Origin of the sequence: Maribacter spongiae (assembly GCF_047345125.1) — a bacterium.
Lineage (GTDB): Bacteria > Bacteroidota > Bacteroidia > Flavobacteriales > Flavobacteriaceae > Maribacter.
In genome coordinates, this window is the sequence record NZ_JBLFEQ010000008.1 from 133,640 (window position 1) to 158,998 (window position 25,359).

Annotated in this window: 23 protein-coding genes and 2 pseudogenes; 2 read left to right on the top strand and 23 right to left on the bottom strand. The window is 36.8% G+C overall.

Translation table 11 applies throughout. From position 1 onward, the window contains the following. Positions 1 to 7: 7 nt before the first annotated feature. From ACKWB9_RS12385 to ACKWB9_RS12430, 10 genes and pseudogenes are all read right to left on the bottom strand, one after another. Positions 8 to 1,510: a TolC family protein gene (locus ACKWB9_RS12385; RefSeq protein ID WP_414003336.1), complete on the bottom strand. Its 1,503-nt coding sequence runs from the start codon at positions 1,508 to 1,510 to the stop codon at positions 8 to 10. Beyond that, a complete protein-coding gene (locus ACKWB9_RS12390; RefSeq protein WP_414003337.1) occupies positions 1,500 to 4,565 on the bottom strand; it encodes an efflux RND transporter permease subunit in 3,066 nt (1,021 codons plus the stop codon). Before ACKWB9_RS12390 ends, ACKWB9_RS12385 begins: the two co-directional genes overlap by 11 nt. Continuing rightward, positions 4,566 to 6,545, bottom strand: a complete 1,980-nt coding sequence (locus ACKWB9_RS12395; protein ID WP_414003338.1) for a discoidin domain-containing protein — start codon at positions 6,543 to 6,545, stop codon at positions 4,566 to 4,568. Positions 6,546 to 6,554: 9 nt separating this feature from the next. Then, positions 6,555 to 7,637, bottom strand: coding sequence for an efflux RND transporter periplasmic adaptor subunit (locus ACKWB9_RS12400; RefSeq protein WP_414003339.1), 1,083 nt, complete (start codon positions 7,635 to 7,637; stop codon positions 6,555 to 6,557). A gap of 111 nt (positions 7,638 to 7,748) precedes the next feature. Continuing rightward, a pseudogene (locus ACKWB9_RS12405) lies at positions 7,749 to 7,829 on the bottom strand (hypothetical protein); the annotation flags it as partial. 173 nt (positions 7,830 to 8,002) lie between these two features. Further along, on the bottom strand, positions 8,003 to 8,779 hold the full coding sequence (locus ACKWB9_RS12410) for a hypothetical protein (protein WP_414003340.1): 777 nt from the start codon (positions 8,777 to 8,779) through the stop codon (positions 8,003 to 8,005). Positions 8,780 to 8,781: 2 nt separating this feature from the next. Then, on the bottom strand, positions 8,782 to 9,888 hold the full coding sequence (locus tag ACKWB9_RS12415; protein ID WP_414003341.1) for a 6-bladed beta-propeller: 1,107 nt from the start codon (positions 9,886 to 9,888) through the stop codon (positions 8,782 to 8,784). Between the two features lie 122 nt (positions 9,889 to 10,010). Further along, complete coding sequence (locus tag ACKWB9_RS12420) at positions 10,011 to 10,241, bottom strand: hypothetical protein (protein WP_414003342.1); 231 nt, start codon at positions 10,239 to 10,241, stop codon at positions 10,011 to 10,013. 232 nt (positions 10,242 to 10,473) lie between these two features. Further along, positions 10,474 to 10,698 carry a hypothetical protein gene (locus ACKWB9_RS12425; RefSeq protein ID WP_414003343.1) on the bottom strand — a complete coding sequence of 75 codons (225 nt, stop codon included), beginning with the start codon at positions 10,696 to 10,698 and terminating at the stop codon, positions 10,474 to 10,476. 59 nt (positions 10,699 to 10,757) lie between these two features. Continuing rightward, positions 10,758 to 10,901, bottom strand: coding sequence for a hypothetical protein (locus ACKWB9_RS12430; protein ID WP_414003344.1), 144 nt, complete (start codon positions 10,899 to 10,901; stop codon positions 10,758 to 10,760). A 241-nt stretch (positions 10,902 to 11,142) separates the two neighbouring features. On the opposite strand from ACKWB9_RS12430, the gene ACKWB9_RS12435 reads away from it, so the two are divergent. Both ACKWB9_RS12435 and ACKWB9_RS12440 read left to right on the top strand, forming a co-directional pair. Then, on the top strand, positions 11,143 to 11,409 hold the full coding sequence (locus ACKWB9_RS12435) for a transposase (protein WP_414003345.1): 267 nt from the start codon (positions 11,143 to 11,145) through the stop codon (positions 11,407 to 11,409). 74 nt (positions 11,410 to 11,483) lie between these two features. Continuing rightward, positions 11,484 to 12,254 carry an IS3 family transposase gene (locus ACKWB9_RS12440; RefSeq protein WP_414003361.1) on the top strand — a complete coding sequence of 257 codons (771 nt, stop codon included), beginning with the start codon at positions 11,484 to 11,486 and terminating at the stop codon, positions 12,252 to 12,254. A gap of 256 nt (positions 12,255 to 12,510) precedes the next feature. On the opposite strand, the gene ACKWB9_RS12445 is transcribed toward ACKWB9_RS12440, so the two are convergent. From ACKWB9_RS12445 to ACKWB9_RS12505, 13 genes and pseudogenes are all read right to left on the bottom strand, one after another. Further along, positions 12,511 to 12,921, bottom strand: a complete 411-nt coding sequence (locus ACKWB9_RS12445; protein WP_414003346.1) for a hypothetical protein — start codon at positions 12,919 to 12,921, stop codon at positions 12,511 to 12,513. Beyond that, entirely contained in the window at positions 12,918 to 13,982 is a 1,065-nt protein-coding gene (locus tag ACKWB9_RS12450; RefSeq protein WP_414003347.1) for a BF3164 family lipoprotein, read from the bottom strand. Before ACKWB9_RS12450 ends, ACKWB9_RS12445 begins: the two co-directional genes overlap by 4 nt. A gap of 521 nt (positions 13,983 to 14,503) precedes the next feature. After that, positions 14,504 to 15,259 carry a redoxin domain-containing protein gene (locus tag ACKWB9_RS12455; protein ID WP_414003348.1) on the bottom strand — a complete coding sequence of 252 codons (756 nt, stop codon included), beginning with the start codon at positions 15,257 to 15,259 and terminating at the stop codon, positions 14,504 to 14,506. Between the two features lie 9 nt (positions 15,260 to 15,268). Beyond that, a complete protein-coding gene (locus tag ACKWB9_RS12460) occupies positions 15,269 to 16,378 on the bottom strand; it encodes a 6-bladed beta-propeller (RefSeq protein WP_414003349.1) in 1,110 nt (369 codons plus the stop codon). Between the two features lie 205 nt (positions 16,379 to 16,583). Beyond that, positions 16,584 to 16,790 carry a hypothetical protein gene (locus ACKWB9_RS12465; protein WP_414003350.1) on the bottom strand — a complete coding sequence of 69 codons (207 nt, stop codon included), beginning with the start codon at positions 16,788 to 16,790 and terminating at the stop codon, positions 16,584 to 16,586. A gap of 501 nt (positions 16,791 to 17,291) precedes the next feature. Further along, on the bottom strand, positions 17,292 to 17,498 hold the full coding sequence (locus ACKWB9_RS12470; RefSeq protein ID WP_414003351.1) for a hypothetical protein: 207 nt from the start codon (positions 17,496 to 17,498) through the stop codon (positions 17,292 to 17,294). Positions 17,499 to 17,510: 12 nt separating this feature from the next. Next, the gene (locus ACKWB9_RS12475; protein WP_414003352.1) at positions 17,511 to 19,718 is read right to left on the bottom strand and encodes a hypothetical protein; all 2,208 of its coding nucleotides are present in this window, start codon (positions 19,716 to 19,718) and stop codon (positions 17,511 to 17,513) included. 177 nt (positions 19,719 to 19,895) lie between these two features. Beyond that, the gene (locus ACKWB9_RS12480) at positions 19,896 to 20,354 is read right to left on the bottom strand and encodes a hypothetical protein (RefSeq protein WP_414003353.1); all 459 of its coding nucleotides are present in this window, start codon (positions 20,352 to 20,354) and stop codon (positions 19,896 to 19,898) included. A gap of 20 nt (positions 20,355 to 20,374) precedes the next feature. Then, entirely contained in the window at positions 20,375 to 21,565 is a 1,191-nt protein-coding gene (locus ACKWB9_RS12485) for a DUF4221 family protein (RefSeq protein ID WP_414003354.1), read from the bottom strand. Positions 21,566 to 21,663: 98 nt separating this feature from the next. Continuing rightward, on the bottom strand, positions 21,664 to 21,897 hold the full coding sequence (locus tag ACKWB9_RS12490; protein ID WP_414003355.1) for a hypothetical protein: 234 nt from the start codon (positions 21,895 to 21,897) through the stop codon (positions 21,664 to 21,666). 396 nt (positions 21,898 to 22,293) lie between these two features. After that, a complete protein-coding gene (locus tag ACKWB9_RS12495; RefSeq protein WP_414003356.1) occupies positions 22,294 to 22,962 on the bottom strand; it encodes a response regulator in 669 nt (222 codons plus the stop codon). A gap of 7 nt (positions 22,963 to 22,969) precedes the next feature. Continuing rightward, positions 22,970 to 24,874, bottom strand: coding sequence for an O-antigen ligase family protein (locus ACKWB9_RS12500; RefSeq protein ID WP_414003357.1), 1,905 nt, complete (start codon positions 24,872 to 24,874; stop codon positions 22,970 to 22,972). A gap of 379 nt (positions 24,875 to 25,253) precedes the next feature. Beyond that, positions 25,254 to 25,359: pseudogene (locus ACKWB9_RS12505) on the bottom strand (IS982 family transposase); the annotation flags it as partial.

Genomic DNA, 25,359 nt, shown 5'->3' on the forward strand with positions numbered 1-25,359 from the left:
TTAATAACTATCTTCTCAGGAGTTTTTCAAAATCCTCGTTCAAGGTGGACCGATCCATAAAATTATAGAGGGTCATCTGTTGCACCCCATGGTAGTACTCCCAATACTGTTGCAAACTCTGTACATAGTTTTCCGATGCTGTTTGCCATGCCCTACGGGCCGTTAATAGGCGTAACAGATCTACCTTACCGGAAAGGAACCGCCGCTCTGTAATGGTATAGGATTCTTCGGCAATATTCCTTGTCCTTAGAGCCACCGCCACCAGACCTTCCTGAAGGTTATAATTGTTTACTTTTTGTGATAGTTGCTGTTCTATATCATTTTCGGCCTGTTTATTTTCAATATCGGCCAATTCTTTGTTCATACGGGCTTTTTGGATATTTCCTTTGCGTTCCCCCCAATCCAACAGGGGCATGCTGAACTGAACGGCCACCAACTGCTGATCTAAAAAGTTGCTATAGGCATTGGCAAAATCATCTGCCTGTTGGTTAAGGCCATAGCTGGCATTGATGGAGAGATCAAAGCGGTTTTCCTTAATGGCACGGTCTAGATCCCGCTCTGCATTTATCTTTTTGATTCCGATATCCAATAATCCGGGATTGTATCTATGGACCATCTCCCGAGCCTCTTCCAAGCTTATCTTCATACTGGAAATGACTTCGGGCAGTTCTGGAACAAACCCGGACAGATTTCCCTGGTCCAGAAACAGTTGCAATTCTGATACCACTTCCTGTAATTGTTGTTCTGTCTGGGCCAAGTTGGTGTCTGCCGTAAAGGTCTCCAATTCCAGATTCAAGAGATCGTCCCGTTCTATGGTTCCAAGGGGATATCGTTTCTGACCTATCTTAAAAAGTCGATCGGCATTTTTTTTGTTCTCGACCGCAATCAGCACCTTGGTATTGGCCAAGGCCCATTGAAAGAAAAGGGATATTGTTTTTACGTTCAAAGCCTCTTGTTGGGAAATGTATTCCTTTTTGGCCCTTTCATATTCCAATGCAGCTGTCTTATTCTGCCATTTGAGTTCATTAAAGGCCATCAATGGTTGGTTCAGCCCTATACGAACAGGGGTGGTACTGTAATTTTTGATAGTCGCGTCGTCACTGAAGTTCACAAAGCGATTAAAGGTGGAATTGACGAACACAGTTGCCCCTGTGGCCATGATGTTCTGGTTGATGGAAAGCTGTCCGAAGGTATTCAGGTTACGCTGTTGACGATACACATCAATATTGTTGACAGGGTCATAGCGTTGTACAAAAGATCGGTTGAAAGTAAAAGGTTGCAGATCCAGGTTCACTTTTGGAAGCAACCTGGCCTGAAAGGAACGGTATTCCCAGTATCCCACGGCATACTGGCGTTTGGCCCTAAAGGCATCCAAGGCACTTTCATGAGCCATTTTCATGGCCATTTCCAACGTTAATGTCTTTTTTTCCTGTGCTTTTACGGACATTGAAAAAACAATGCATACAATGCATATCATTTTCCCGAAAGGAAAGGTCTTTCTATACCACATAATTTTTCTTTTTTGCCAGTTGATAGTAACACAAGGGAATAAAATAGAGGCTTACCAAAGTACCTATCAACATGCCCCCTATCAAGGCCACTGCCAATGGAGCTTGCAATTCTCCTCCCAAGCCTCCGGTCAAGAGCACGGGGACCAAGGCCAAAATAGTGGTCAAACTAGTCATCAATATGGGTTTAAGCCTCCGCTGTCCTGCCACTATCAAGGCTCGTAACAATGAATGGCCCTGTCGTTGCAATTGAAGGATGGTGTCCATTTTTAAAATGGAATCATTGATAATGATACCGCTCATGACCACAATGCCGATCATGGACATGAGATTAATCCCCATCCCAAAAATCAATAAAAAGAAAAAGGCCCCTGCCATGGCTACGGGAACTTCCATTAAAATAATGAAAGGCAGTACCAAGGATTCAAATTGGGATGCCAGGATAAAATACAATAACAGCAAGGTAATGGCCAAGACTACTGCTAATTCCCCGACCAATTTTCGATTGTTGATCAAGCTTCCCCCAAAGGATACGTCATAGTCGCGATTTTGACCTACTATTGACTTTGTGATACCCACAACTTCTTTCTCTTGTCTTCTATTTATAAAAAAGTCAACAGGGTAATATTCCCCTTCCTTACCGGCAGTAATGGTCCTCAAATCCTTGGTATGGGCTTTGGTAAGAAAATCATTCACATTATAATAGGTACTATCATTGGTCTTGACCGTAGTTTCCTGAAGCACTTCTTGTATCGTTTTTTCCCTGCCCCCTAAAATAACGGGCACAAAATCCTGATTTTCTACCAAAGACAGAACCTCCTTCTCATTAAAGGCACTTTTCAATGCATTGTCCATAAGGTTTTTGGACACTCCGTAGACTATCATTTTCTCAGGGTCCGCCGATAAGGCAATTTGGTCTTCCCATGCAATAGGCTGCATACTCGTATGGGGTAGGTTTTCCTGCAATTCATGGATGAGTTTCTCCAATCGGCCATTTTGGGAAGACCCTATATTTTCTACACTTCTAATTTTGGCGGTCAAAGGAGCCAAATCATCAGAAAAAATAAGGGTAAAAAGATTGTCCACATTTTCAAAATTCACTATGGCCATAGAATAGTCCTTCTGTAGTTGATTGGTCAAACTTCTTTTTATGGCCTCCAATCCATTTTCCATACCTGCATGTAGATATAGCGTGGATTGTGACGATTGGGCATTGGTATTCCTATCCAACAAAAACTGCTGTTGCCCCACCAACGCATTATATTCCTTTAAGTTGTCCCCCATGGACCCCAGCATATGGACAATTCTACGCTTACCTTCTTCCACATTGATCGGTTCGTTCCAATCTATGGTCGCCAAAGTCTCTGTATTGGTCAATTTTGGCATTTGTTCTTTGGGCAAAATCATAAATAATACAGCACTCAATAGGGCCAATATGCCAAATACCGTAAAAGCCATGACTTGTTTTTTCATGACACCACGAAATCCCTTTTCATAGCGTGTTCCGTAGTCAATTCTATTCCATTTTTCCAATGACCGACCCATTCTGTAGAGCCTTCCCTTTTTCAGATGGATCAATCGGTACAGTACGGGCAACAGTGTAATAGAAACCAACAATGATACACATAGCCCTATGGTAATGGCCATAGCCTGATCATAGAACAAAGCTCCGGTGATACCACTCAAAAATATGAGCGGGATAAATACGGCACATGTGGTCAACACAGAGCTCAACAAGGGCCTAAACACCTCATTGACCCCTTTTACACAGGCCAAAGGCAGTGTATGCCCCATTTCCCTGTACTGGGCAATATTGTCGATTACGATGATGGAATTGTCTATCATTAGACCAATCCCCAGGATGAGCCCCGAAAGGGAAATAATATTGACAGAAATATGGAACAGATGGAAGAACAATAGACAGACCACCATAGAGATCGGAATGCCGATACCGATTAAAAGAGGGGATTTTACATCCCTTAAGAAGAGAAACATGATCAAAAAGGCCAAGAGTGTTCCCCAGAACAGGCTCTGTCCCAGACTGACTATGGCATGGTCCAACAAACGGGTCTGGTCCCTTACAATGGAAAAATCAATCTCTGGATAGTCCTTTTCCATAGAACCCATGGATTTGTCGAGAGCTTTTTTAAGATTCTCCATTCGGGCACCATCCTGTTTGATGATGGCCATGGTGACCGCTTCCTTGCCATTGTGTAACACTGCTCCTTTTCGTTTTTGAGGCAGTTCTTTTATAACGGCCAAATCTTTGAGCTGGAATATCCTGTCATCTTTACGGATATGTATATTGCCCAAATCCGATATATTGGATAGAGTGCTCCCCAGACGCAGGTTGTACTGGTATTGACTATCCTTGACCAGGATGCTCCCTATTTCCAGGTCCTCTTTCTTTATGGCCGATTCCAAATCCCCTAGTCCCAAGCCTAAGGCAATTAGTTTATGCTCATCGGGCACCACGATAATCTGGGGGTGTATCAATCCACTTATATCGACCATGGCCACTTCGGGAATCTGCTCGATCCGTTTGCGTACCACCTTGTTGGCAAAACGATTAAAATCCAAAAACTCCTGGGTGATTTGTCCATTGGAATCAATTCCCTCCTTATCCTTTAATGTAAGGTTAAGATAAAAAACGGGAATATCGGTGGCACTGGCCCTGATCACTCTGGGACGCTCCAGATCACGGGGCAATCCCGCCATGGCACGGTCTACCTTTTCATTGACTTCCACAAAGGCGTATCCCATGGGCGTGCCATGAACAAACTTTATCTTGATCAAGGCCCTTCCATTGGAGGTCTCACTCTTCACATCTTCCAAGCCGTGGAGCTGTACCAAATGGGAGCGCAATGGTTTTACCACGGCACCTTCCAACTCACGTGCGGACATATTACCCCCATCTACCTGAATTGTAATCTCCGGGACATCAATATCGGGCATCAATGAAATGGGCACATAGCCCATGGCCAATAATCCCAGAATCACCACTCCTAAAGCAGTCATCAATACGGCTATGGGCCTATGGATGAGAAAGTTTACCATTTATCCCCAGATTTGTTTGCCGTCCTTCATAAAGAAAATCATCTCTTCCTTGCCCTTGGTCAGGTTCCTGAGCCAGAGTACCGGATTCCCGGGAACGGTATATTCCAAATAGTCCGATCTCGCCTTTTGCCTGCCCAGCGATTTCCATTCATTCTCCCAATACAAGAGCTCATATTCATCACCGGGTTCAATGGTGTTGAAGGAGTTTCTAAACAGGTGTTTTATCTTGGATATCCGTTGGGGGCTTCCCAGGTCGAGCCCTATCCAGCAGGATCCTTCATGGTTGAAATTGGTCCGGATATCGCCGTCAAAGGCGTTCCCGATATCCCCCATCGATTCTGGTGACGACCCTATGGGGCTTCCCTTCAACTTTTCGCCGTTACCATTGTAGAAGGCCACTTCGGCAACGTACATGGAGTTGTCGTAAAATTCCATCCGGAAGTTTTTGTTGTTCTCGGCCCTGTACCTGACGAACCGAAATTCTTTTTGGGTTTCCACCTGGCCCTCATCTGCATGCGACGGTTTGGCCTTTATAGTGAAGAGTTCGGTTGCATTTGTAAAACTCCTATCGTTGGAACCTTCAAAAACTGTATGTACCATTAGGTCGGAAAAGACATGCTCCATCAGGTTCAGCCCAATTTTGCGATATATCCTTTCCTTCTTTTTTGCATTGACATCGCTTTTTAGAACAATGACCTTCCTATCCTTGTCCAAATAGAAGGGATTTCCGGCCGGATAATAAGTCCCGCGAGAGTAATAGGTGGGAAGATAGATACGTTCCAGCCCCATCTGATCAAAAACCACTTTTCCACCCTTGATCTTTCCCCAATGGGCCGCTTCCCATCTTTTTGTTTCATCATTGAACACGTACAAGTAGGCAAAATCCGTTTTTCTGCGTGGAGGCATGGTAAGTTCCACTTCCACATCCATGGCATCCGTATGGATTTGGGTAACGTCCTTTTGATCTCTTCTTTGAAATAATGGGGGAATGTCATATCGATTCACACCTTCGAACGGATCGGGCTGTATTTTATAGGTGGCCATAAAGATCTTGGAGTATCTTTCCTTTCGAAAATCATCAACGTATTCCCCTTTATCCAGTACATGGCCGGATTCCCACTCCAAGAACCCCTTGTCGGTGTCCGGAACCGCCGCCCAGGAGGTGCCGTGCAACCCTTTTAGTTGTACGATTGGTATGCCCAAAGACCTAAAGGCCGCTATCTTCTTGCTGGAATGTTGGCGACATGTGCCGTACCTTATCCTGAACATATCTTTTAAGGGCATTTCATCAAAGTTAAAAAAGGAATCGTGAAAGTATATGTACAGACTGTCATTGACCATTTTGGCGGTATCCGACAACCCCTTTCTTTCCAATGAATCCACTGCCCATCCAAATGCTTGCGACATCTCCTCCCTCCACGGATTGCCCGGTACGTCATGGACATTGCGATAAGGCAGCACATATTCACAAAATTCTTCAAAGGTAAATTGATCCGCCAGTGGCGATCTCTCCCACGTTTTAAACGAACGGTCAATGTTATCGATGAGCATTTTTGAAGTAACGACATTTACATCGAAGACAGGGGCTTCGGCATACGTGCTATATTCTTGCCGTATTTTGGACCATCTTGCATCAATGGAGCCGAGAACGGTTTCGGTGTTCAGCTCGGGATGGGACAGGTGTTTCGATTTTTCCAATAGCGAATCCAAGAAGGCAAGGTATTCCTTCTGGGCGGAATTGTACGGGCGAAAGTATTTATTGGCCATGTTCCCGATCAAAAAATGGGCGGCCTTGAGTTTTAGGCTATCTTTTGGGTTCTGGTAGTGGTCAAATACTTTTTTTAATTCACTACTGTTTTCCCCTGCCAGATCCAGTGTCATTTGAACATCTTTGGGCACGTTGTCGCATGAACCAAATCCCAATAATAAGGATAATACTCCAAGTACATGTATTATCCCGCTTTTCTTTTTCAATTTCATTTGTTATTCTTATTTAATGGTCACTTCCACATCATGGGCCAGGTTCAAATTGTTCGATACGATAATGGTATCGCCTTCAACCAAAGTTGCGGAACTTTTGTCGGGATGGGGAATGATGGCATAGAATCGACTGTTTTCATGGATGGTCTGAACATAGGTCCAATACGTTTTTCCACTTTGGTATTTAAAGAGTACTTCCTGGTTTTGCCGAAGGATAACTGCCTCTTTGGGTACTACAAATTGATTGAGAACATCTTTTTGAATACGCACCTTAACATTCATCCCCTCTAACAATACCCCATTGTTCTTTATCCTGGCTTTGACCAATACAGTGCCGTTCTCTTCCACCAAGGGGTTGATGCTAGTGATTCTGCCCTCATATTCCTTTTCGGAACCAAAGGCCAGTACCTCTACAATTTGTCCCAATTTAATTTTATCCATTTCGGATTCAATGAGGTAAAACTCCACCTCAAAAACGGAATCGTCGATCAAAGTCATAAATTCTGTGCCAGCATTGACTTGTTCGTATTGTTTGTACTGAATATTTGCTATTTTACCTCCAAAGGGAGCTCTTAGGGTAGTGGCATCCAACTCAAAACGGGCATCGGCCAGTCGGTTCTTTGATTCCCGGTAACCGGAACGGATGGCCGCCATTTCATAGATATTGTTCGGGATACTATCTTTTTGGGCCAGATCGTAGCCCCGCCCTACCAACATGTCCTCAAAGTCGAGGGCCGCCTTTTTAAGGGCCAGTTCGGCTTTGTCAAAAGCTTGTTGGTATTTAAACTTTCCCAAAACAGCCAAGGCTTGGCCTTTTGGGGCCTTCTCACCATTTTTTTTATATAGCTTTTCCAAAGCCCCGTTTACCTCAAACTTTAAAACATTTTTTTGCAAGGCTACCAACCTGCCATTGGCCAACAGTTCTTCTTGAAAAGGCCGTTTTTTTAGTATTTGGATGTTGACCTCATTTATTTGAGGAATAACTTGGGACTTTGCAAGGGCATCCCCTTTAACGGATTTGGTGTCTTTGCAGCCAACTAGGCAAAATATACATAATATTGCTCCATATACCGCAAAAAAAGGAATCTTCATATTAGATTGCATTAATTTTTTATCTCCAAATTCAAAAGTGTATAAATATAAGTCAGATTTGACTTACACGCACAAAAAATATATGTTAAAGAAGCATTATATTTATTGGAATTATATGGACTTTCTTTTTATGTCTCGACCGATCGCAAAATATAATATGGCCCCTATGAAGTTCAAAAATAAAACAATGAGTACCTATGCGATTTTATAATTGTCCTTAAATTTTTTTCTAACTATATCTACAAAGGCAATAAGAGGAAGAATACCCATCTTCACATTTCAATTTCATTAAAAAGCTCAAAAGTAAAAGAACCCTATTTTCGTATATATGAAATCCCTTTGATATCACATCACTCATTTATGTATCATTCAGACAATTTAATTATATAGACACCATTTTTACCTTTATGACCGTATTCCTTTTCCCCATTTTCAGAATCTAAAACAGAAATAGATTCTATTCTTTGTGAATCTAAATCATGTATATAAGATTTTGGTTTTAAAACTTCTTCTTCATTGATTATATATAATACCATATACTGCTCTATTAACGAAAGGACTGTTTGGCGAAATTTTAAATTTAATTCTCCATTCTCCATCCGAGGAATATAGATATTACTGACCTGCCCATTTTTCCAAATAAAGTAGCATGCAGCCCCTGTGGCCCATTGTTCGCTATTTTCAAATCGATTATACAGTCTTATGTTTTTAAGTTTATGTGAATTTGAAAAAGCTTTAAATTCATTGGATTCTTCATAGGAAGTAATTACTACAATGCGATCTTTTAAACCTTTATTCATACTTGCAAATGTGTCAAGTTCTTTCAACTCCTTTTCAAGACAGGGGGAACAACTCTCAGGCAGAATGAATAAAACTAATAATGTCTCATCAGAGAAAACATCAACGCCATCTATATTTTTATAGTTGTAATCATTTAAAATCCATTTCTCTGGAAAAAAAGATTTTGCTTGAAACATAATTTCTTTTTCCCTTATGGATTGAGATCGGTTGTCCTGCTCTAGAAGTGGTGATGCTTCTTTTTTGACTTTATCAACTATATCATTCTTTTGTTTGTATAAAACAAAAGAAGTTATTGCGAGAACAGCTATTAACAGGTATAATATGGCACCTTTTAACTTCATAATCACTTTAATTTGAATTTGATAATTATAAATGGATTATCATCGTCCGACGATATATTCACACCTCTATTATTCAAAATATCGAGATTGTCCATCTCATAAGTCCTGACTATTGCATACCAAAATTGATTATGAAAACCTACAATTTCAAAATTAGTGGTACCTAATCCTATATCATCAATAAAAGTTTTTGCGCAAATTGAGGTTTTTTTGGTCTTATCATAGAATGTATTATATCTATTTCCTTCCACATAAAAACCTAAATATGATTTTTCTTCCGATTCAATAAAACGTAGAAATTGCACATACGATTTCATCCCATCTGACCATTCAAATACAGTATTATTATAATACTTCTTGTAAACATCTATTGGAGGCCATTTGTAATGAGTAAAATTCAGCTCATATTTTGGGGTGATAGCACCAAGTTCATTTATCGAATAGACAATGTTAGAATAATCTGTACAAAGATTTAAAGTTTTTCCATATTTTGAAAAAGGATAAACATTTCCATTCAAATACTTGTCCCTAAAAGGTTCAAACGGTAGATTCCCATCTATCAATGTTGTCATATCTCTATTCCATAAATGAAAAAAATAATCGCTTTTAAGCCTTGCCCCTGGATGATGACTGCCTACTACCATAGAGTCGGTGAGATAAAGATGAGAAATATCCATCGAACTTATTTTTGTTTCCTTAATATAATTCCCTTCCTGATTAAACCATAATCGCTGACGATTCCCTATATCAATAATTTCTACACACTCTTCTGAATTAACTAGATAATCAGTAATCATTGTATATTCTCCCGGACCTCTTCCTTGTTTTTTTATTTCATATACATATTTCCCTGTTATATCAAATTTTATTATTGATTTCCCTATTCTATCGTGAATATAAAATCCATCATTGCCAATCTTTATCATGGAAATGTCACCTACCACCTTTACTTTATCCAAAGTAATAAAGGATATCGAGTCCATTACCCTTGAAAGTTTCACATTTTCTCCTTTGCCAATATTAATTGTTTCTTTAAATTCCGTTTTCTCAAAATTTTCATTTTTACAACCAATACTTAATAAAAGTAAAACCCAATAAATTAATCTCATATATATTTTTTAATACTAAAGTTATAACCCGCTAGACAAAGAAATGACTCCTTTAAATTTAATAGTAAAATTTTAGATATATAAAGTAATTTTTTTTTGCCAAGCGGGCTTAAATGACTATCCTATAATACGGGGCAACAACTCAGGCCAGAATTAGCAAAGCAGTCCCAACCACCACCTGGTCTTGATTTAACCAAATACCATGAACCTACACAACCTGTTTCAGCTTCAGCATGATTCAAAGAAATCAAAGATGTCAAATCTACTCCATTTGAAAAACTGAAGGTGTTCGAATTTAAAAACATAGTTAATGCGAAAGCTACAATTACGATAATTCCTAGTACTTTTTTCATTATTTTTAAATTTTAGTAATTAATAATCAAATTCATTTAAACCTCTTTCAGATTAGATAAAAAAGAACTGTTTTTGTACATATTTTTTGCCTTTTTTCGTACCAAATAGTCTTTGTCAAGCTAGATAATCGCTTATTTATATACTAATCCAATAAGTTTAAATGAACTAATCGAAAAAATGTTTATAATAATACATGTTATAGTAATATCCTTTGCTCTCTCTAATAAGAAATTAAAGAAGAGGACAACAACTATAACCTCCAGAAATGCAACGCCATCCACCTGGTCTAGGAAGAATTATAAAATGGTTACCTATACAGGGAGCCTCAGCTTCTGCTTTATTTATTGATGTTAAAAAAGTTAAATCAATTTCATTAGAACCAGTAGTAACTGATGAATTTGCGTATACAGCAATCGCCATAACGGCTACTCCCAAAAGTCCAATTACTTTTTTCATAATATTATTTTAAATTATTCTTGGGACTATTCCCATTTTTTGTTATTTTCTTGCAAAAGTCATATTGGAGGCACTACCTTTGCCAAACGCCATATCCTACCACCATCCGTGGATAGATATCGTTTAAAAACTTCCCCTGGTCTGTTTGTGTTTACATAGGCATTGGTTTTAATGATTAGACATTCAAATAGTTTCTTTATCATTTTACCCTAGGGGATTTTTCCTCTAAAGTTTGTTTGACCATTGGTATTTCTGTTCCCATATTACCATATACCCAATAACTTGCTATAAATGTAAAAAACACATAACAATAAATTGATGAGATTTTCCTCATAAAAATTACGGTTTTCCTCATTTTTGAACCATTATATAAAACTGAAGACTTACCCGTTTTGAAGGCTTCCCTGTTTTTCGTACAGTTTAAAAATCAATTATTTTTAGATTATGAAGAAAAGCAGATTTACAGAAACACAGATCGTTGCGATGTTGCAACAGTACGATTCGGGAATGAAGGTCACCGACATCTGTCGTGACAAAGGGATCACCACCGCCACTTTTTATAGTTGGAAGCGCAGGTACGGCGGCATGGACGCCCAACAGCTCAAGGAACTCAAGTCGTTACAGCAGAAGAACCGTAGGCTCGAACAGATGTACGCTGACCTTGGCCTCGACCATAGGATCTTGAAGGACATCATCGAAAAAAAGCTCTGAGGCCTTGCGGGCGAAGGGAACTGGCAGAGGATATCGTAAAGGAGGAAGGCCTGAGCATAGCAAGGGCCTGTACGATCGTATGCCTCTGCCGTTCGATGTGGTATTATCGCAGCCGTCGTGACGATACGGAAGTAATCGACAAACTCACCGAGTTGGCCGAGGCCAAACCCGATAGGGGTTTCGATTGGCTCTATAACCGCATCCGCAAGCAAGGCCACAAGTGGAACCGTAAACGTGTATTGCGGATCTATCGCCTATTGGGCATGAGGTTAAGGGGAAAAACCAAGAAACGGCCGCCCAAACGGATAAAGGAACCCTTGGCGGTACCGGACGCGCCCAGGGAGGTATGGAGCGCGGACTTCATGTCGGACAGCCTTGTAACGGGGCGGAGCTTCAGGATATTCAACCTGATGGACGACTTCAACCGTGAAGCACTCTGCATGAAGGGGAACTTTTCCATGCCGGGAATTCGGGTGATAGGATACCTCAGGGAGGCCATAGAGGTTTACGGCAAGCCTATGGCCATAAGGGTGGACAACGGACCTGAATTTTTATCCAGGGTCTTTGTCAACTATTGCGAGGTAGAGGGCATCGAGATAAAATACATACAACCGGGCAGGCCGAACCAGAACGGTTATATCGAAAGGTTCAACAGAACCTACCGTGAAGATGTACTGGATGCGCATCTGTTCAGGGATATCGAGGAAGTGAACTTGGAGACCGAACGATTCAAGGAGGAATACAACCGCTTCCATCCGCATAAAGCATTGGGAAGGAGCAGCCCAAAAGAATATTTGGAAGAATTTTCAAAGGGGCATGCCCCTTTGAAACATCATTTTGTTTAATTTAACCCCTGTACGAAAACGGGTAAGTCTTCACCTTAAAACCTTGGAATCTGTATCTGTTGAGGTGAAAATCTGTTCTTCCTTGTAACACTGTTTAAAATTAAGATTATTATTCTATTTTTAAATTGTCAGGTTCAACGGAAAGAGATCATGAGAAAGAACACACGATTAAGAAAGGTGAAATTTTGCCTTTTATTAAATTTACTGATTTTTATCATAATTAATTATTGTATTTTTAAATTTTTCTTGCACCTGATTATCCATAAGAAACTTTAGACTTCTTCAGTATTTCATAATTAGAATTCACCAATAATAATTTATTATGCTTTAATACATTTTCATTTTTCTTATAAAAATGCGATGTGGAATCTATAATCAAATTTCCTTTAAAGTCTATTTTATCTAGATTGTAATTTATTAAAACAGTATCTGTTGTTTGTGTTATTATGGTAAGGGGGGTATCTGATAAATTTTTATTAATATTCATTATATTCCCATAACAAAAAGAGCATTCTCCTTCAAAGTAACAAATAATACCTAATTCTCTCGAAGAATTATTTATTTCTCTTTTTATATTCTCCGAAACTGAAAGTTTTTCTAGTTCTACAACTTTCTCATTACATGCGATAAAAGAAAGCAAGATTAACATTTTATAAATATTTCTCATATTTTCTCGTTTATATCAAACACAATAATTTTAGCTTCAGGGTCAATAGTAAGCGCATATATCTTTTTATTTTCCCAATCAAAATCAAAGGATATTATTGGAATATCGAAGACATACTCTCTTTTTGGTTCACCATCCCAAGAGAAACAAAAAATACGTTTTGGATAACTATCCTCTAAACTACGTTTTACTCCTTCAATAGTTTCATATCCAATGTAACCAACACAGAACTCATGCTCATTTGCTACTACATTATAAAATGCCCTAAAAGGAGGCGTAGTTTTAAATATTTTGTTGCCCATTCCAAGATCTACACCTTCCGCCTCAATTTTAATACCTTTAGGACCATGAAGCCGTTTTTCCAAGCCTTTATTTATGTCATATATTTCCAAAATATCTGTTTTATCACAAGCTAAAACAACCTTATTATTAGGTCCTCCTGCCATAAAGGAGATAAAAACAATATTATTTGGCTCTACTTGATTGCTTGAATGAATTAAAGGAAACTCTCCTATTTTCTTAACGTTCTTATTTCTATCATAAATAGTCAGTCTATTTGTATCAGGAAAGCATAAGCCTATAATGGTACTATCATTCAGCGCAGAACCTACCAGACAAGTTTGGTCATCTAAAGATAAATTATCAGAGATGTAAAATTGACGTTCATCATCATAAGACAATTTTAACATTTTTTTTAATTGTCCACCATAAACCCAAATATCTTTATCTACAACATTAATTCCCCAAGCAGAAACCATTTCATTAGGCCCTCTTCCTTTATCTATAATTTCCTGAATTTTTCCTGTCTTTAAATCTATTATTTTCAACATTTTATCATTTCCCAATTCTTGTACTATCACAAATGAATCGGGATGATATCTAATCCATCTTGAATCTCCTAGCAATAAGCTATCATTCTTTAAATAATTACCATTATTTAGAACATACTGCTTAGGAAAAGAATTAATTTTAAAATCAGGATCCAAACCTGAATGTGCTTTTTTACAGGATTGCAAAAATATTACTCCAATAAAAAGAGAACATATTACTTTTAAATTCATATATGATTTTTATAATTAAATAAACAATCTTAAACTTTTAATTTAAAATTAGTACCTTTCTCTAAAGTGCTTTTTACTTAAAAAACCTCTGACCAAATTAATTTCAAACATAAAAATTGTAATAAATTTTAGACAAAAATTGATGTTCTATAAATTTAGTTTTAGAAAAAGCACTCCAAGAACATGGTCTTAGGGCACCTATCTTTAATTTATGAAGTCTATGGAGTATTTGAGTTGCCATGACAATAAGTCCATCCATCTCCACATCCAAGTATACAAGAACTACCAGAATAACAATATGCATTGCAAAAAGGAACAAAATCTTGGCAAAAATCATCGATTGAACAAAATATTTCGGTAATTTTAATGGTAGATATCATAAGTAGAATGTTTTGTAATAAATTGAATTCCAGTACTTTAATCTACTAAATATTCTGCTTTTTTCATATCATAAACCCATATTTCTTAGGTCGAACTCACGTTATTTATCAATTATTGAGTATTTGCGGATATTCAAATATTCATTTATTTGTAATAATATAAACCCCATTCTCCCCTCGTTTTCCATATCTCTTTTTTCCTTCCTTAGGATTTAATATTTGAATATATTCAACATTACTATCATCGTATTCAGTTAAAAAAAGTTTCGATTTAAAAAATTCTTCCCCGTCAATAATATACAATGCTAATTCTTCATTATGGTCAATTAATTTTTTAAACATGGTATTACGAAATTCCGTATTTAGCCTTTTTTTATCGTCAAAACGAGGTCTAAAGAATTTTTCGATTTTTTCTTTATTCCAAAAGAAATAACCAGCAAAATGGTACTTATCAGGTTCAATTAAATTTATTCTATTATACAACTCAATACTATCTAACCTAAGTGAATTTACAAAGGCTTTAAATTCGTTCATTGTTTTAAAAGTACTAATGAATAATACTTTATTGTTAAAGTTTGCATTTCTTCTTACGGATTTATTAAGTTCAACTAATTCTTCTTCCACGCAGGAAGGGCATGATTCTTCCGAAATAAAGAAAACCATTAATGGCTTATCTTTAAAAATATCAACTCCAGATAAAGTTTCTCCTTTGTAGTTTATTAATTGCCAATCTTTTGGATTAAGAGAAATATTTTCTTTGCTTATTTCATTTGCTTGACTTGTATTGTTCTTAGACGTTTTTTTTTGATTAGAAACCTCAATATAATTATAAAGCATAATGGCTCCTGTTAAAAAAAATATACAGAATATAACAACAACTGACTTTTTTTTATTCATCCTTACTTTTTATAGCTTAAATTTTATTATAATAAATGGAGCTTTTTCAGAAATATTTATTCCTTGTTCTTTTAAAATTCCAATATTATCCATGTTTAGGGTTTCCGCAATCGCATACCAATATCCTTCGTGATTGGCAACAATATCGAAATCCGTGGTCCCCAATCCTATGTCATCTTCGAACTTGCTAGCACATAATACTTCCTTTGTAGTTTTGTTAAAAAAAGCATGAATCTTATTTTTTTCTTGATAAAAAGTTATACAAGCTTTTTGATCATCTTCAATGAAATTCAAAAAATGTATATATTCTTCCATACCATCGAAAAACTTATATGGATTTGTGTCATAAAACTTTTTGTATTCTGATTCAGGTGGCCATTCATAATGATTAAAATTTAACCTATATTTAGGTTGTATGATTCCCTGTTCGTTTATCGAATAAATAATATTGCTAAAATCACCACAAAAATTCAAAGTGTTCTGATATTTTGAAAACGGATAAAGACTCCCGTTTAAAAATTTATCTTTGTACTTTCCAAATTCAATATCCTCATTTAATAGATTATTTAATTTATCATCCCATATATGTAAAGCAAATTTGCTTTTTAAATTCATTCCGGGATGATGATAGGATATAATTTCAGATTCATTGAAATAAGTATGATTGAAATCCATTGAAGTTATTTCTGTTTGTTTTAAAAAATTGCCCTTTTCATCAAACCAAAACCTTTTATGACTTCCTACGTTAAGAATTTCTACTCTTCCAGATTTATCTATTATAAAATCCGTTATTCTTAGGTATTCTTCAGGTCCTCTTCCTGATTTGGATATTCTATAGCTAAACTCCCCTACATTATTATACTTTAAAATAGATTTACCAAGATTATCGTGGATATAAAATCCATCCTTAGTAATTTTCATTTTATAGATTTTACCTATGAGTTCTTTTTCATCTAGCGTTATGTATGAATATGACTTAATTAGCTTTGAAAGTTTAAGTGTTTCACCTTTTTCTATGTTAATTTCTTCTTTTATTTCTATTTTTTTTATGTTATCGGATTTGCATCCTAAAAAAGAAAAAACAACAACTATAGTGAGATAACGTATTAATTTTTTCATATACTTCCTTTTAAATATTGAGTACTAATAATTCCTATTAAGGTTATATCTATATAATTCAATGATTGAATATTATGAATTCATTTAAAAGCTTGTTTTGATAACTCAAAAAACTTCTCTTAAACTTTTCAAATAAACGATTTTCATGATATTAATCCTTCCCATACAAAATAATATACAGGAAGGATTGTTCTTTTAATATTAATTATGGACAGCAATAATAGCTACCGCCACCAGGACATTCCACTCCATTTGGCGTGTGATAAGGGTCATAATTTTCCGATTCAGTACAACCACCTTCAGCATTCGCTTGATTAATTGTTATTAAAGAAGCTAAATCCATATCGGTAATGTTTCCATCAGCGGTTGAACTTAAAGTAAATGCAACCAATAGAGCAATGGCTGCGAGCATTCCAAAGATTTTTTACATGATTATAAATTTTAATTAAACGTACTATTTTTTGCAAAAGTCTTAAAGGTGACATTACCTTATCAAATGCCATATCCTTCCACCATCAATGGATGGATATCGTTTAAAAAAACTTCCCCTGGTATGCTTGTATTTACATAGGCAAATGTTTTAATGATTGGACCTTGTTTTATCTTAACTTCTTATCATTGGAAATCCGGGGGGGGGCATCAGATCTTTAGTCCAAACTTGATTCGATTATTGTCCCATTTCTCTTTTACCGTTGCCCTTCAAAATGCGTCTATCAGATGGGGCCGTCCAGCTTAAATCTTTGTGTTTTTTAATCTTAAAAATCATAACTGTATGATTTCTAATAATTTAAAATGATTTTATTTTTAATTTATCGCCTTATGGAACTTTTACGTTATAAATGTAAAAAATACATAACAATAAATTGATGAGGTTTTCCTTATAAAAATTACGGTTTTTTTCATTTTTGAACCATTATATAAAACCTCTTTCCCTTGCAATATGTAGCAGACTCCTTTCATTGAACCATTGATCTTTATCATTCAAAAAGAACTCTTTGAGTTTTCGCTTTCGTTTTTCAATAGAGGATAGAGAAAGGTTCATTTTTTTGGAAAGCTCCTTAACAGGCATCCCAATGGACAGCAAATGGAGCAATTCCCGATCCATCTCGTCCAAAACCATTCTTAAAATTTGCTATTCCCTTTTCTCAACAAAAAACACGAAGGTTTGACGGCCTAGTTGCCCATCTCCATTAACCCCTTCTATTAATCCAATAAACCTTGTGTTCAGACTTGAAGTACTGAATTCCAATTCAGCCTCACCATTATTGTCAGTTATAATATTGGGTTTCCAGTAAAGAGTATTTCTATGGTCCGGGAAACTGTTTAAACTCTCCTCTTTATCATAAATAGGATTATAAAATGCCTTTTTACCATAATATCCCTTAATTCTGGTCAAATTGAATTTTCTTAATAGTTCTTGCTCAGTCAATATGGGGAAATGATATGTAACATCTATCATTCTCCGACCGTTGTAACCAAAATAAAAGGGGTGTGATGTAGGTATATCGTTCCCTGTCAACATGGAATAAGTATGACCTTCGATTGGTTTTGTTCCACTATTGCATGCAGGACAATTTAAAATACCGCATTTATCACCAACATAATCCGTATTCATTTCCAGTTTTGCCAGACTGTCCAGTGTCCCCATGTATTTGTCCCTGAAAATGCGTTTGGTTTTTCCCGTTACGACTACTTCGTCCAGCTTGTTCACGTCATTGGCCAGTATAAAAGGCCGTGGGTCTATGATTCTTTTTGGTCTGGGTTTTGGTGCTCTGGGGTAACCAAAAGCATTTTCTTGGCGTAATCGGTCAATTATGCTGAAAGAGGGGTCGTCTATAACAATGTTTATTTTTCTTTTGGGGTCGGTCAACAATAACTTTAGGTACAGATACCCCTGTTTTGCCTGTTGGATGTCTTGGGGGTAGATCCTAAACCCGCCTAAGGTATCTACATTTATAAGCGATTTTGAACTTTGCTTATCCGCCGTGAAGCTCATAATATATTGTTGTGGCAACGATGCTTGGTCTTTTAGCTTTTTGGCAACGAGCCTACCGGTTACCGTATCGTCTATTATCGGGTGGGGCTTTTTTGCTTCTTGCTTTAGGTTAGCCTCTGTCCATTGGTAAGCCCTCCATCCTTGGGTCAATAAAAGCAAATCCAAGGCCAGTTTTCTGTTGTTGTTCTTTTCGTTGAAATAATAGCCGGGGTCATATAACCTACCTTTTAACTGGGTGGACAAATGATAATGGCTCTCAATGGTTTTGGCGTCATTTTGGTTGATGTAAAGGGCATCAAATATACTAAGCCCCAAATGGGCCACCACAGGGTTGTCTTCCTGGTCGGTTATCTTTAATTTTAATTTGGCATTGTCTTTTGTCAAATATTTTCCCTTGTCCAAAGCTGTCCTTATGTTCAGCTTTTGGTCCTGATTCACATATACCAGTCGTTCCGCCAAGGGCCGTAAGTCCTGATCGAACAGGGTCACTTCGGCAATTCCTTGGGGAATATCCTTCAAGGGGATTTTAATTAGTTTTTCTTTCTCCACTTGTGCCTTGGCAATACTATAGACAACACCGCGCACCTGCACACGGAGATATAATGTCTCTTTTAAGAGGTCGGTGTTCTTTGATACCTTCAAGGTCAAAGCCTCTTTAGTGTTTTTCAATAGTTGTAATACATGCCCTTCGGTCTTAATGTCTGGAAGGTCATATTTCTTTTTGGGTGCAACGGAATCCATAACAATATGGTAATCCTTGTTTGTGTTCGGCGTGAACATAAAGCTGCCCATACCGGCATGCAGGCTTTTAAAGTGTAAAAGTACCTTGCCGTTTTCATATACCTTGCCTTTTACAGATTTGGGATTGCCTTTTGTGTCCAAGGCCTTAAAGCCAACCTTGCTTGTGATACCCGACACCAAATGACCTCCTTCGGGGAAAAGCTGAAAATTTATAGAGGGATTCTTGTTTTTAAGAGGTGCCAGAGTATCTTTCTTTTTGTTGTGCAAGTGTTCTGTTATGGTTTTGACAATCTTTAATGCTCGAATCGATTCAATAGGTCGGTCGCCGTCATAAAATGAATAAGGAGTAAAGGCGGCCAATGTATAGTTTCCTGTCCGTAAGGTATCCTGAATATATATATGCCCATCGACAAAACCATTTTCAATCTCATATTTTTCTTCCCAAACAGCTTTTTTAGTAGTATCTTCAATCAATTGTACGTATAGGGTCTCACTCTTTCTTGAAGGTATTAAATGTTGGCTATCAAGTATATACCCCTTAAACCATAGGTCCTCGCCCGTTTCATAAATGCCCTTGCTGGTTTGTATGTAAACCGATTCCAAAGTCCTTTTTTTTGATGCATTATGTAGTTGGTCGGTTAATTCATGAGGGATGATTGTTTGGTTTTGGGCATACAACAACGAACAGATAAGCGAATGGAAGAACACCCACAAAAAAGGCACCGTTTTTTTATGTAGTTTATTGTTATGCAACCTTATGTTTAATATAATTCCGGTCGTCTATATTCGGGCTTTCAACTTTTCAAAGGCATCGCTGCTAACAGGCGATTGAAACCCGTGGGATCTTAACTTCCCTTCATTTAATTCCACTATACAAGGATAAATGGCATTATCCGTTGGCAAATCGAATAACCTGCCTCGGTCTATGTAAATGTTATTATGTTCCTTGATGTTGATGTTGATCTTTTTTTGTAGGATTTTCAATGATTCTATTTTGGTCAGCACAAATAAAATATCCTTATTATCAACATATTCTTGCATGAAGGCTTCACCTTCTTGTATGCAGCCATGGCATCCCAAACCCGGCAATATGACCAACCATTTGTAATTTGGTGAGATTTTTATCTTTTCAATGGAATCCGAGATATGATTGGCTTCTATTTCTTTGTCCTTTTGTTTACAGCTGCCTATCAATAATATAGCGAATAGAAATAGTATATTATATTTATTTTTCATCATTTTCCTTATAAATGTCTAATTTAAATATCTTTAACAGTGAATATTTTTAAGATCAGTGCAACTTCATCAATATCATCCTCTTCCAAATATTCGATGTTCAGGCCTTCTTCGGTAACAAAACTGTTCTGCCAATTCCATTCTTTTCCTATGCCAAGTATAGTCTCTCCCAAATATTTAAAATCCTTGTCCATAATAATGATGCCTACTGGTTTTTCTTCTAAAGAAGTATGAATAGTGGCATCAGGAATAGCTCTACATATAAACCTATAGTAAATTTTACGATATTTGTCATATTTTAAGGCTCCATATAAATCTTGTCCAAGTATAGATCTTCCCAATATTTCCCTATTGGTTTTCTTAATTTCTTTTTGGATTGATGAAATACTACCTGCTTCGTTACTGCCCGCATACATTTTTTGGTAACCTTCCGAATATAAACTCGTTATATATACATCATGGGATATTGGGAAACTATAAATAAGTTTGTCGCCATCGGGGTGTAATTCCAAAAAGGCATCTGTTAATATCTGGTCATTCCAATTATATCCATGGCCATAAAGCTCTTTTGGATAACCATGACCAAACTCGATAGCGTTCATATTATAATCGATATTCGCCGTTAGTTTAAAAGTGTTAATTATGGAATCTGGAACTGAAAACATAAATTGTCCTGTGAACAGTAGTTTTTTAGGTGTTTCTAAAAAAGGGGTCACTGTTCTGGGATAATATTGTGGATATCTATAATACCAAGGTGATTTTTTTAAGTTATTTGATCCAGCCAAAGATTTTTTTGTTAAAACTTGTCCTTTACCATTAGTTAAAAACAATTCTATGAAAGGCATATTGTAGACATATATGGAATCCAATGTTTTTATATGATAGCCCATAGGTCCTAATATACCATCAGGCCCTTCTTTATCGTAGGTTATTTTTTTTATAAATTCTAAGGAATTATAATCATAAAAATAAATAGAATTGGTATACCTATTCAAAAAGGTGAAGTTTCTAATTCCTGATGTGTCTTTAAATATTTGTATATACTGTGGTTTTGGTGCTGTATCGGCATCTAATAATATTTTTTTTGTCTCTACTAATTTTAAAGTTTTTGTAGCGTGTAATTTTCCTTTATTAGGGTTATTTATTTCAATGGTTTTAGTGTTACATGATGCCAATAGGCCAACAGCAATAATAACCAAAAATCGAAATTTCATATATTCATCAGTTTAATCGATTTGTTTTAAAACAGGCTCATCGTTTTTAATATATGAACCTGTTTTTTTATACTCACAAAGACAGTTGTTATAGAGTTTTAAAGCCAAGGAGCGGAAGTATCACAATTTATTGGATTCCTTCCCCAAAAACAGACTATACCTGTATAGCTACAGCTTCCGTTATTTATAAAAGATGGGCACTCCGCATCCGCTTGATTTAAAGTAGTTAGACTTTCTAAATCTATATCTCCATTGTTAGTCACATTATTTGTACTGGCAAATAACACCATTGCAAATATGGCTAGACCTAATACTACAATTACTTTTTTCATTTTTACTATTTTTTAAAAGATTAATTTAATGGAATTACGTGTTCCTATTATATAATGGTTTTGTAAAAGTCTGTTAAGGACGCTACTTTTGAAACATTAAAACTGCTTAATTCGTTAAAGAGTTTTAAAAATTGCCTGTTTCTCAGGAATGACAATTTTCCCCTTACGTGCTTGTATTTACATAGGCAAATGTTTTAATGATTGTACATTGTTTTATCTTAGCTTCTTATCATTAGAGATCCGGTGGATTTTTCTTCTAAAGTTTGTTTGGTCGCCGGTATTTCTGTTTCCATATGGCTATATATCCAATAACCTGCTATAAATGTAAAAAACACATAACAATAAATTGATGAGGTTTTTCTCATAAAAATTACGGTTTTCCTCATTTTTTAATCGTCATATAAAACCTCTTTCCCTTGCAATATGTAGCAGACTCCTTTCATTAAACCATTGATCTTTATCATTCAAAAAGAACTCTTTGAGTTTTCGCTTTCGTTTCTCAATAGAGGATAGGGAAAGGTTCATTTTTTTTGAAAGTTCCTTAACAGGCATCCCAATGGACAGCAAATGGAGCAATTCCCAATCCGTCTCATCCAAAAGGCAATTCCCGGTACGGTTCTGCAACAGTTTGTGAAAGGCGGGACTATAGACCATATTTCCTTGTAGCACCATTTTAATAGTGTCTATTATAAAATCCTCATCCATATCACTTTTTATAAGTATGCCATCAGGGTTTATATTTTTAAAAAGTCGATATAGCCTATGCCCATCCATCAAATAGGTAACTATTATAATTTTGGTGCGTGAATGCCTTTTTCGCAATAAAAGGCCCAAATCCTCCCCAGAAGTGATTCCTTTTTCTGGATAAGCGGGCATTTGGACATCCAACAAGACCAAATCAAAATAACCGATGGTTGCTTGTGCGATTAAAGCATACCCTTCCTTACAGTTATGGGCCTCTGTTATACAAAAATCCATTTCGTGGTCGTTTTGCAAAAACATTCGATAGGCCCTGCATAACATGGGTTGGTCTTCCAAGATCAACAACTTGATTTTCTCTTTCATTATTCGCCTAGTTGCTATTCGTTGGGTTTTCCAAAATTTTTCTCATCTCCATTTGTATCTCTTCAATGGCCCTTGAAGGCACCTTCACTTCTTTTTTTAACAATTCCTCCGCTTTTTTCATCGCATTGGTCCGCTGCCCGGATTCTTCATATAACTTGGCCAATAAATATTGAGGATAAAACCGATGGGGAACCATTTTCGCTGCACGTTGATATGCCTTTTCCGTTTTTTTATAACTACCTATTGCCTTGTAGGAATCCCCCAATGTGGTTTCTATAATGGTCGTATTCAAATGTTTTTTTGCCTTTTCCAAAATCTCGATCGCTCTTTCATTTTTTCCGGCCATGGCCAATGCCTTACCATAGTTCATTAAAAAATCGCCTTGATTTTTCAGTGTTGGCCAAGCTTTTTCAAATTCTTCGATACTGTCTTCATAAAGACCGTAATTATAGGTTTCCAGAGCATTCTTCCATGTCCGATGTGCTTCTCCCATCATTTTGATACGAGAATACCCCGTCCATATCAAAGCCATTGCCCCTAATAAAACGATTGCTTTGACCATAAGCATTTTTTGGTTTTCTATGGGACGGGACACATTTATTTTGTCCTTATCGATATGTGCTATTACGGCCAGAGCCAAAACCCCTATCATTTTTATGGGCAATATTTGGGCGGGATAGGCGAACAGTCCAAAAATCCCAATGGATGTTAATAGGGCAAAAGCAAGTATTTTAAAAAAAACATATCTTAATGCAACCGATTGTATTATACTCCAAAAAAGCATCCCTGTTATCAGTATTCCTATGAGACCATTTTCCATCAAAAATTGTAATGGCTCGTTAAAGGCATAATAACTATTGTCCGCTACCCATGCTTCCTTTGTTTCCTCTTTGCGGGAAAAATAATCGGCCTGTGCATCCATATAATATGCCTTAAAACGATCTAGGCCCACTCCAAAAATGAGGTTCTCTTTTACGATGTTGGTAGACACTTTCCATATCAGCACCCGTCCATCGGCGGAACCTTTTTTAAAGTGATACAGTCCGTATAGGGAGATTCCTATAATAAGGCAACTTACCATTACAATTCCCCCTCTTTTTTTCCAACCGAACGAACGGAACTTTTTAAGGATACCATACCTGACCATCAACAGCAAGGCACTGCTTACCAATACGGCCAACCAGGCCGCCCTGGAACGGGTAGCGGGCAATACAATGGCAATCGAGGCCATACCGATAAGAGGTATATATTCAAATAGGGCCAGAATACTTTTTTTCATTAAAACACCGCTCTTAATTTTGAGGGGAAATACCACTGCCCTTATCTTATCCTTAAAAAGGTACATTCCCAATGCCATGGGCCATACACTTGCCAAAAAACCTGCGTACGGACCCGGATTAAAATAACTTCCACTAATATTAAAGCCTGAATGTAGGGAAGGGTAGTAGCCAAATAGCTGAAGGTTTCCGTATATTGCCTGTACGATACCCGAAAGGATTACGGCCAATCCAATCCAAATAAAACCCTTTGGGCCTAAAGAACGGAGCAAGATATATAATACCACAAGTCCCAAAAGTTCGATAAAACGTAATGAAAAGCCATAATTATCTTGAACCAGATATCGGTTGATGATTATAAATGCAAAAAGTGCGAAAAGGGCAAGGTCTATTTTTGAGAACTTTAAAACAAACGCTTTGGTATTTTTGAAAAAAAAGTTCAATACAAATACTACCATGGCCCCGCCAAGACCATATATAAAGAAAATGGTCTTTGCGGTCAGTGTTGATTGGACCAAACTTCTATCGTTCAAAGAAGCAACAAGGATATATAAGGCGATGATGATTAATGTAGTAGGGTCATCTGTAGTACTGGAAAACCTTTTTTTAAGAAAAACGGGGACGTTAACACGCAAAATCTAAAATATTTTGTATTTCTTTTTATAGGGGGAGTAAAAAACAATGAATAATGTTCTCAGATAAAAATAACGTGTTTTATTCTCCTAACCAATTAAAGACTATAAACAAAGTAAAATTTAACATTAAATTATTATAATATTTTAATTACAAAAAATAAAGAATTAGATGTGTTTATCAATCAATTGTTCAAATATTTACTTGGAAAGTATTTATGGATAATTCTTTCATTGCAATGATGATCTTCTCCCGATAGTTATGGCTGGTACCTAAAATATAGGAGGAGGTCAAAAATCAGATGAGTTCTAATTCTAAATCATGACCATTAGAAGCAACAAATCCCTTATCAAAAACAATATATTTAACCCATTGTGCATTTTAAACAATGCTGATTTTAATGTTGTTTATATTTCTATCAAAGACGAACCTGTTAACGAACTGAACCATTGTCAAGGCAGTGATTTTGGACAGCACCCTTGTCTTG

Bases quoted from the DNA above. Each gene is read 5' to 3' on its own strand.
- ACKWB9_RS12385 (WP_414003336.1), bottom strand. From the start codon at position 1,510: ATGTGGTATAGAAAGACCTTTCCTTTCGGGAAAATGATATGCATTGTA.
- ACKWB9_RS12390 (WP_414003337.1), bottom strand. From the start codon at position 4,565: ATGGTAAACTTTCTCATCCATAGGCCCATAGCCGTATTGATGACTGCT.
- ACKWB9_RS12395 (WP_414003338.1), bottom strand. From the start codon at position 6,545: ATGAAATTGAAAAAGAAAAGCGGGATAATACATGTACTTGGAGTATTA.
- ACKWB9_RS12400 (WP_414003339.1), bottom strand. From the start codon at position 7,637: ATGAAGATTCCTTTTTTTGCGGTATATGGAGCAATATTATGTATATTT.
- ACKWB9_RS12410 (WP_414003340.1), bottom strand. From the start codon at position 8,779: ATGAAGTTAAAAGGTGCCATATTATACCTGTTAATAGCTGTTCTCGCA.
- ACKWB9_RS12415 (WP_414003341.1), bottom strand. From the start codon at position 9,888: ATGAGATTAATTTATTGGGTTTTACTTTTATTAAGTATTGGTTGTAAA.
- ACKWB9_RS12420 (WP_414003342.1), bottom strand. From the start codon at position 10,241: ATGAAAAAAGTACTAGGAATTATCGTAATTGTAGCTTTCGCATTAACT.
- ACKWB9_RS12425 (WP_414003343.1), bottom strand. From the start codon at position 10,698: ATGAAAAAAGTAATTGGACTTTTGGGAGTAGCCGTTATGGCGATTGCT.
- ACKWB9_RS12430 (WP_414003344.1), bottom strand. From the start codon at position 10,901: ATGATAAAGAAACTATTTGAATGTCTAATCATTAAAACCAATGCCTAT.
- ACKWB9_RS12435 (WP_414003345.1), top strand. From the start codon at position 11,143: ATGAAGAAAAGCAGATTTACAGAAACACAGATCGTTGCGATGTTGCAA.
- ACKWB9_RS12445 (WP_414003346.1), bottom strand. From the start codon at position 12,921: ATGAGAAATATTTATAAAATGTTAATCTTGCTTTCTTTTATCGCATGT.
- ACKWB9_RS12450 (WP_414003347.1), bottom strand. From the start codon at position 13,982: ATGAATTTAAAAGTAATATGTTCTCTTTTTATTGGAGTAATATTTTTG.
- ACKWB9_RS12455 (WP_414003348.1), bottom strand. From the start codon at position 15,259: ATGAATAAAAAAAAGTCAGTTGTTGTTATATTCTGTATATTTTTTTTA.
- ACKWB9_RS12460 (WP_414003349.1), bottom strand. From the start codon at position 16,378: ATGAAAAAATTAATACGTTATCTCACTATAGTTGTTGTTTTTTCTTTT.
- ACKWB9_RS12465 (WP_414003350.1), bottom strand. From the start codon at position 16,790: ATGCTCGCAGCCATTGCTCTATTGGTTGCATTTACTTTAAGTTCAACC.
- ACKWB9_RS12470 (WP_414003351.1), bottom strand. From the start codon at position 17,498: ATGGTTTTGGACGAGATGGATCGGGAATTGCTCCATTTGCTGTCCATT.
- ACKWB9_RS12480 (WP_414003353.1), bottom strand. From the start codon at position 20,354: ATGATGAAAAATAAATATAATATACTATTTCTATTCGCTATATTATTG.
- ACKWB9_RS12485 (WP_414003354.1), bottom strand. From the start codon at position 21,565: ATGAAATTTCGATTTTTGGTTATTATTGCTGTTGGCCTATTGGCATCA.
- ACKWB9_RS12490 (WP_414003355.1), bottom strand. From the start codon at position 21,897: ATGAAAAAAGTAATTGTAGTATTAGGTCTAGCCATATTTGCAATGGTG.
- ACKWB9_RS12495 (WP_414003356.1), bottom strand. From the start codon at position 22,962: ATGAAAGAGAAAATCAAGTTGTTGATCTTGGAAGACCAACCCATGTTA.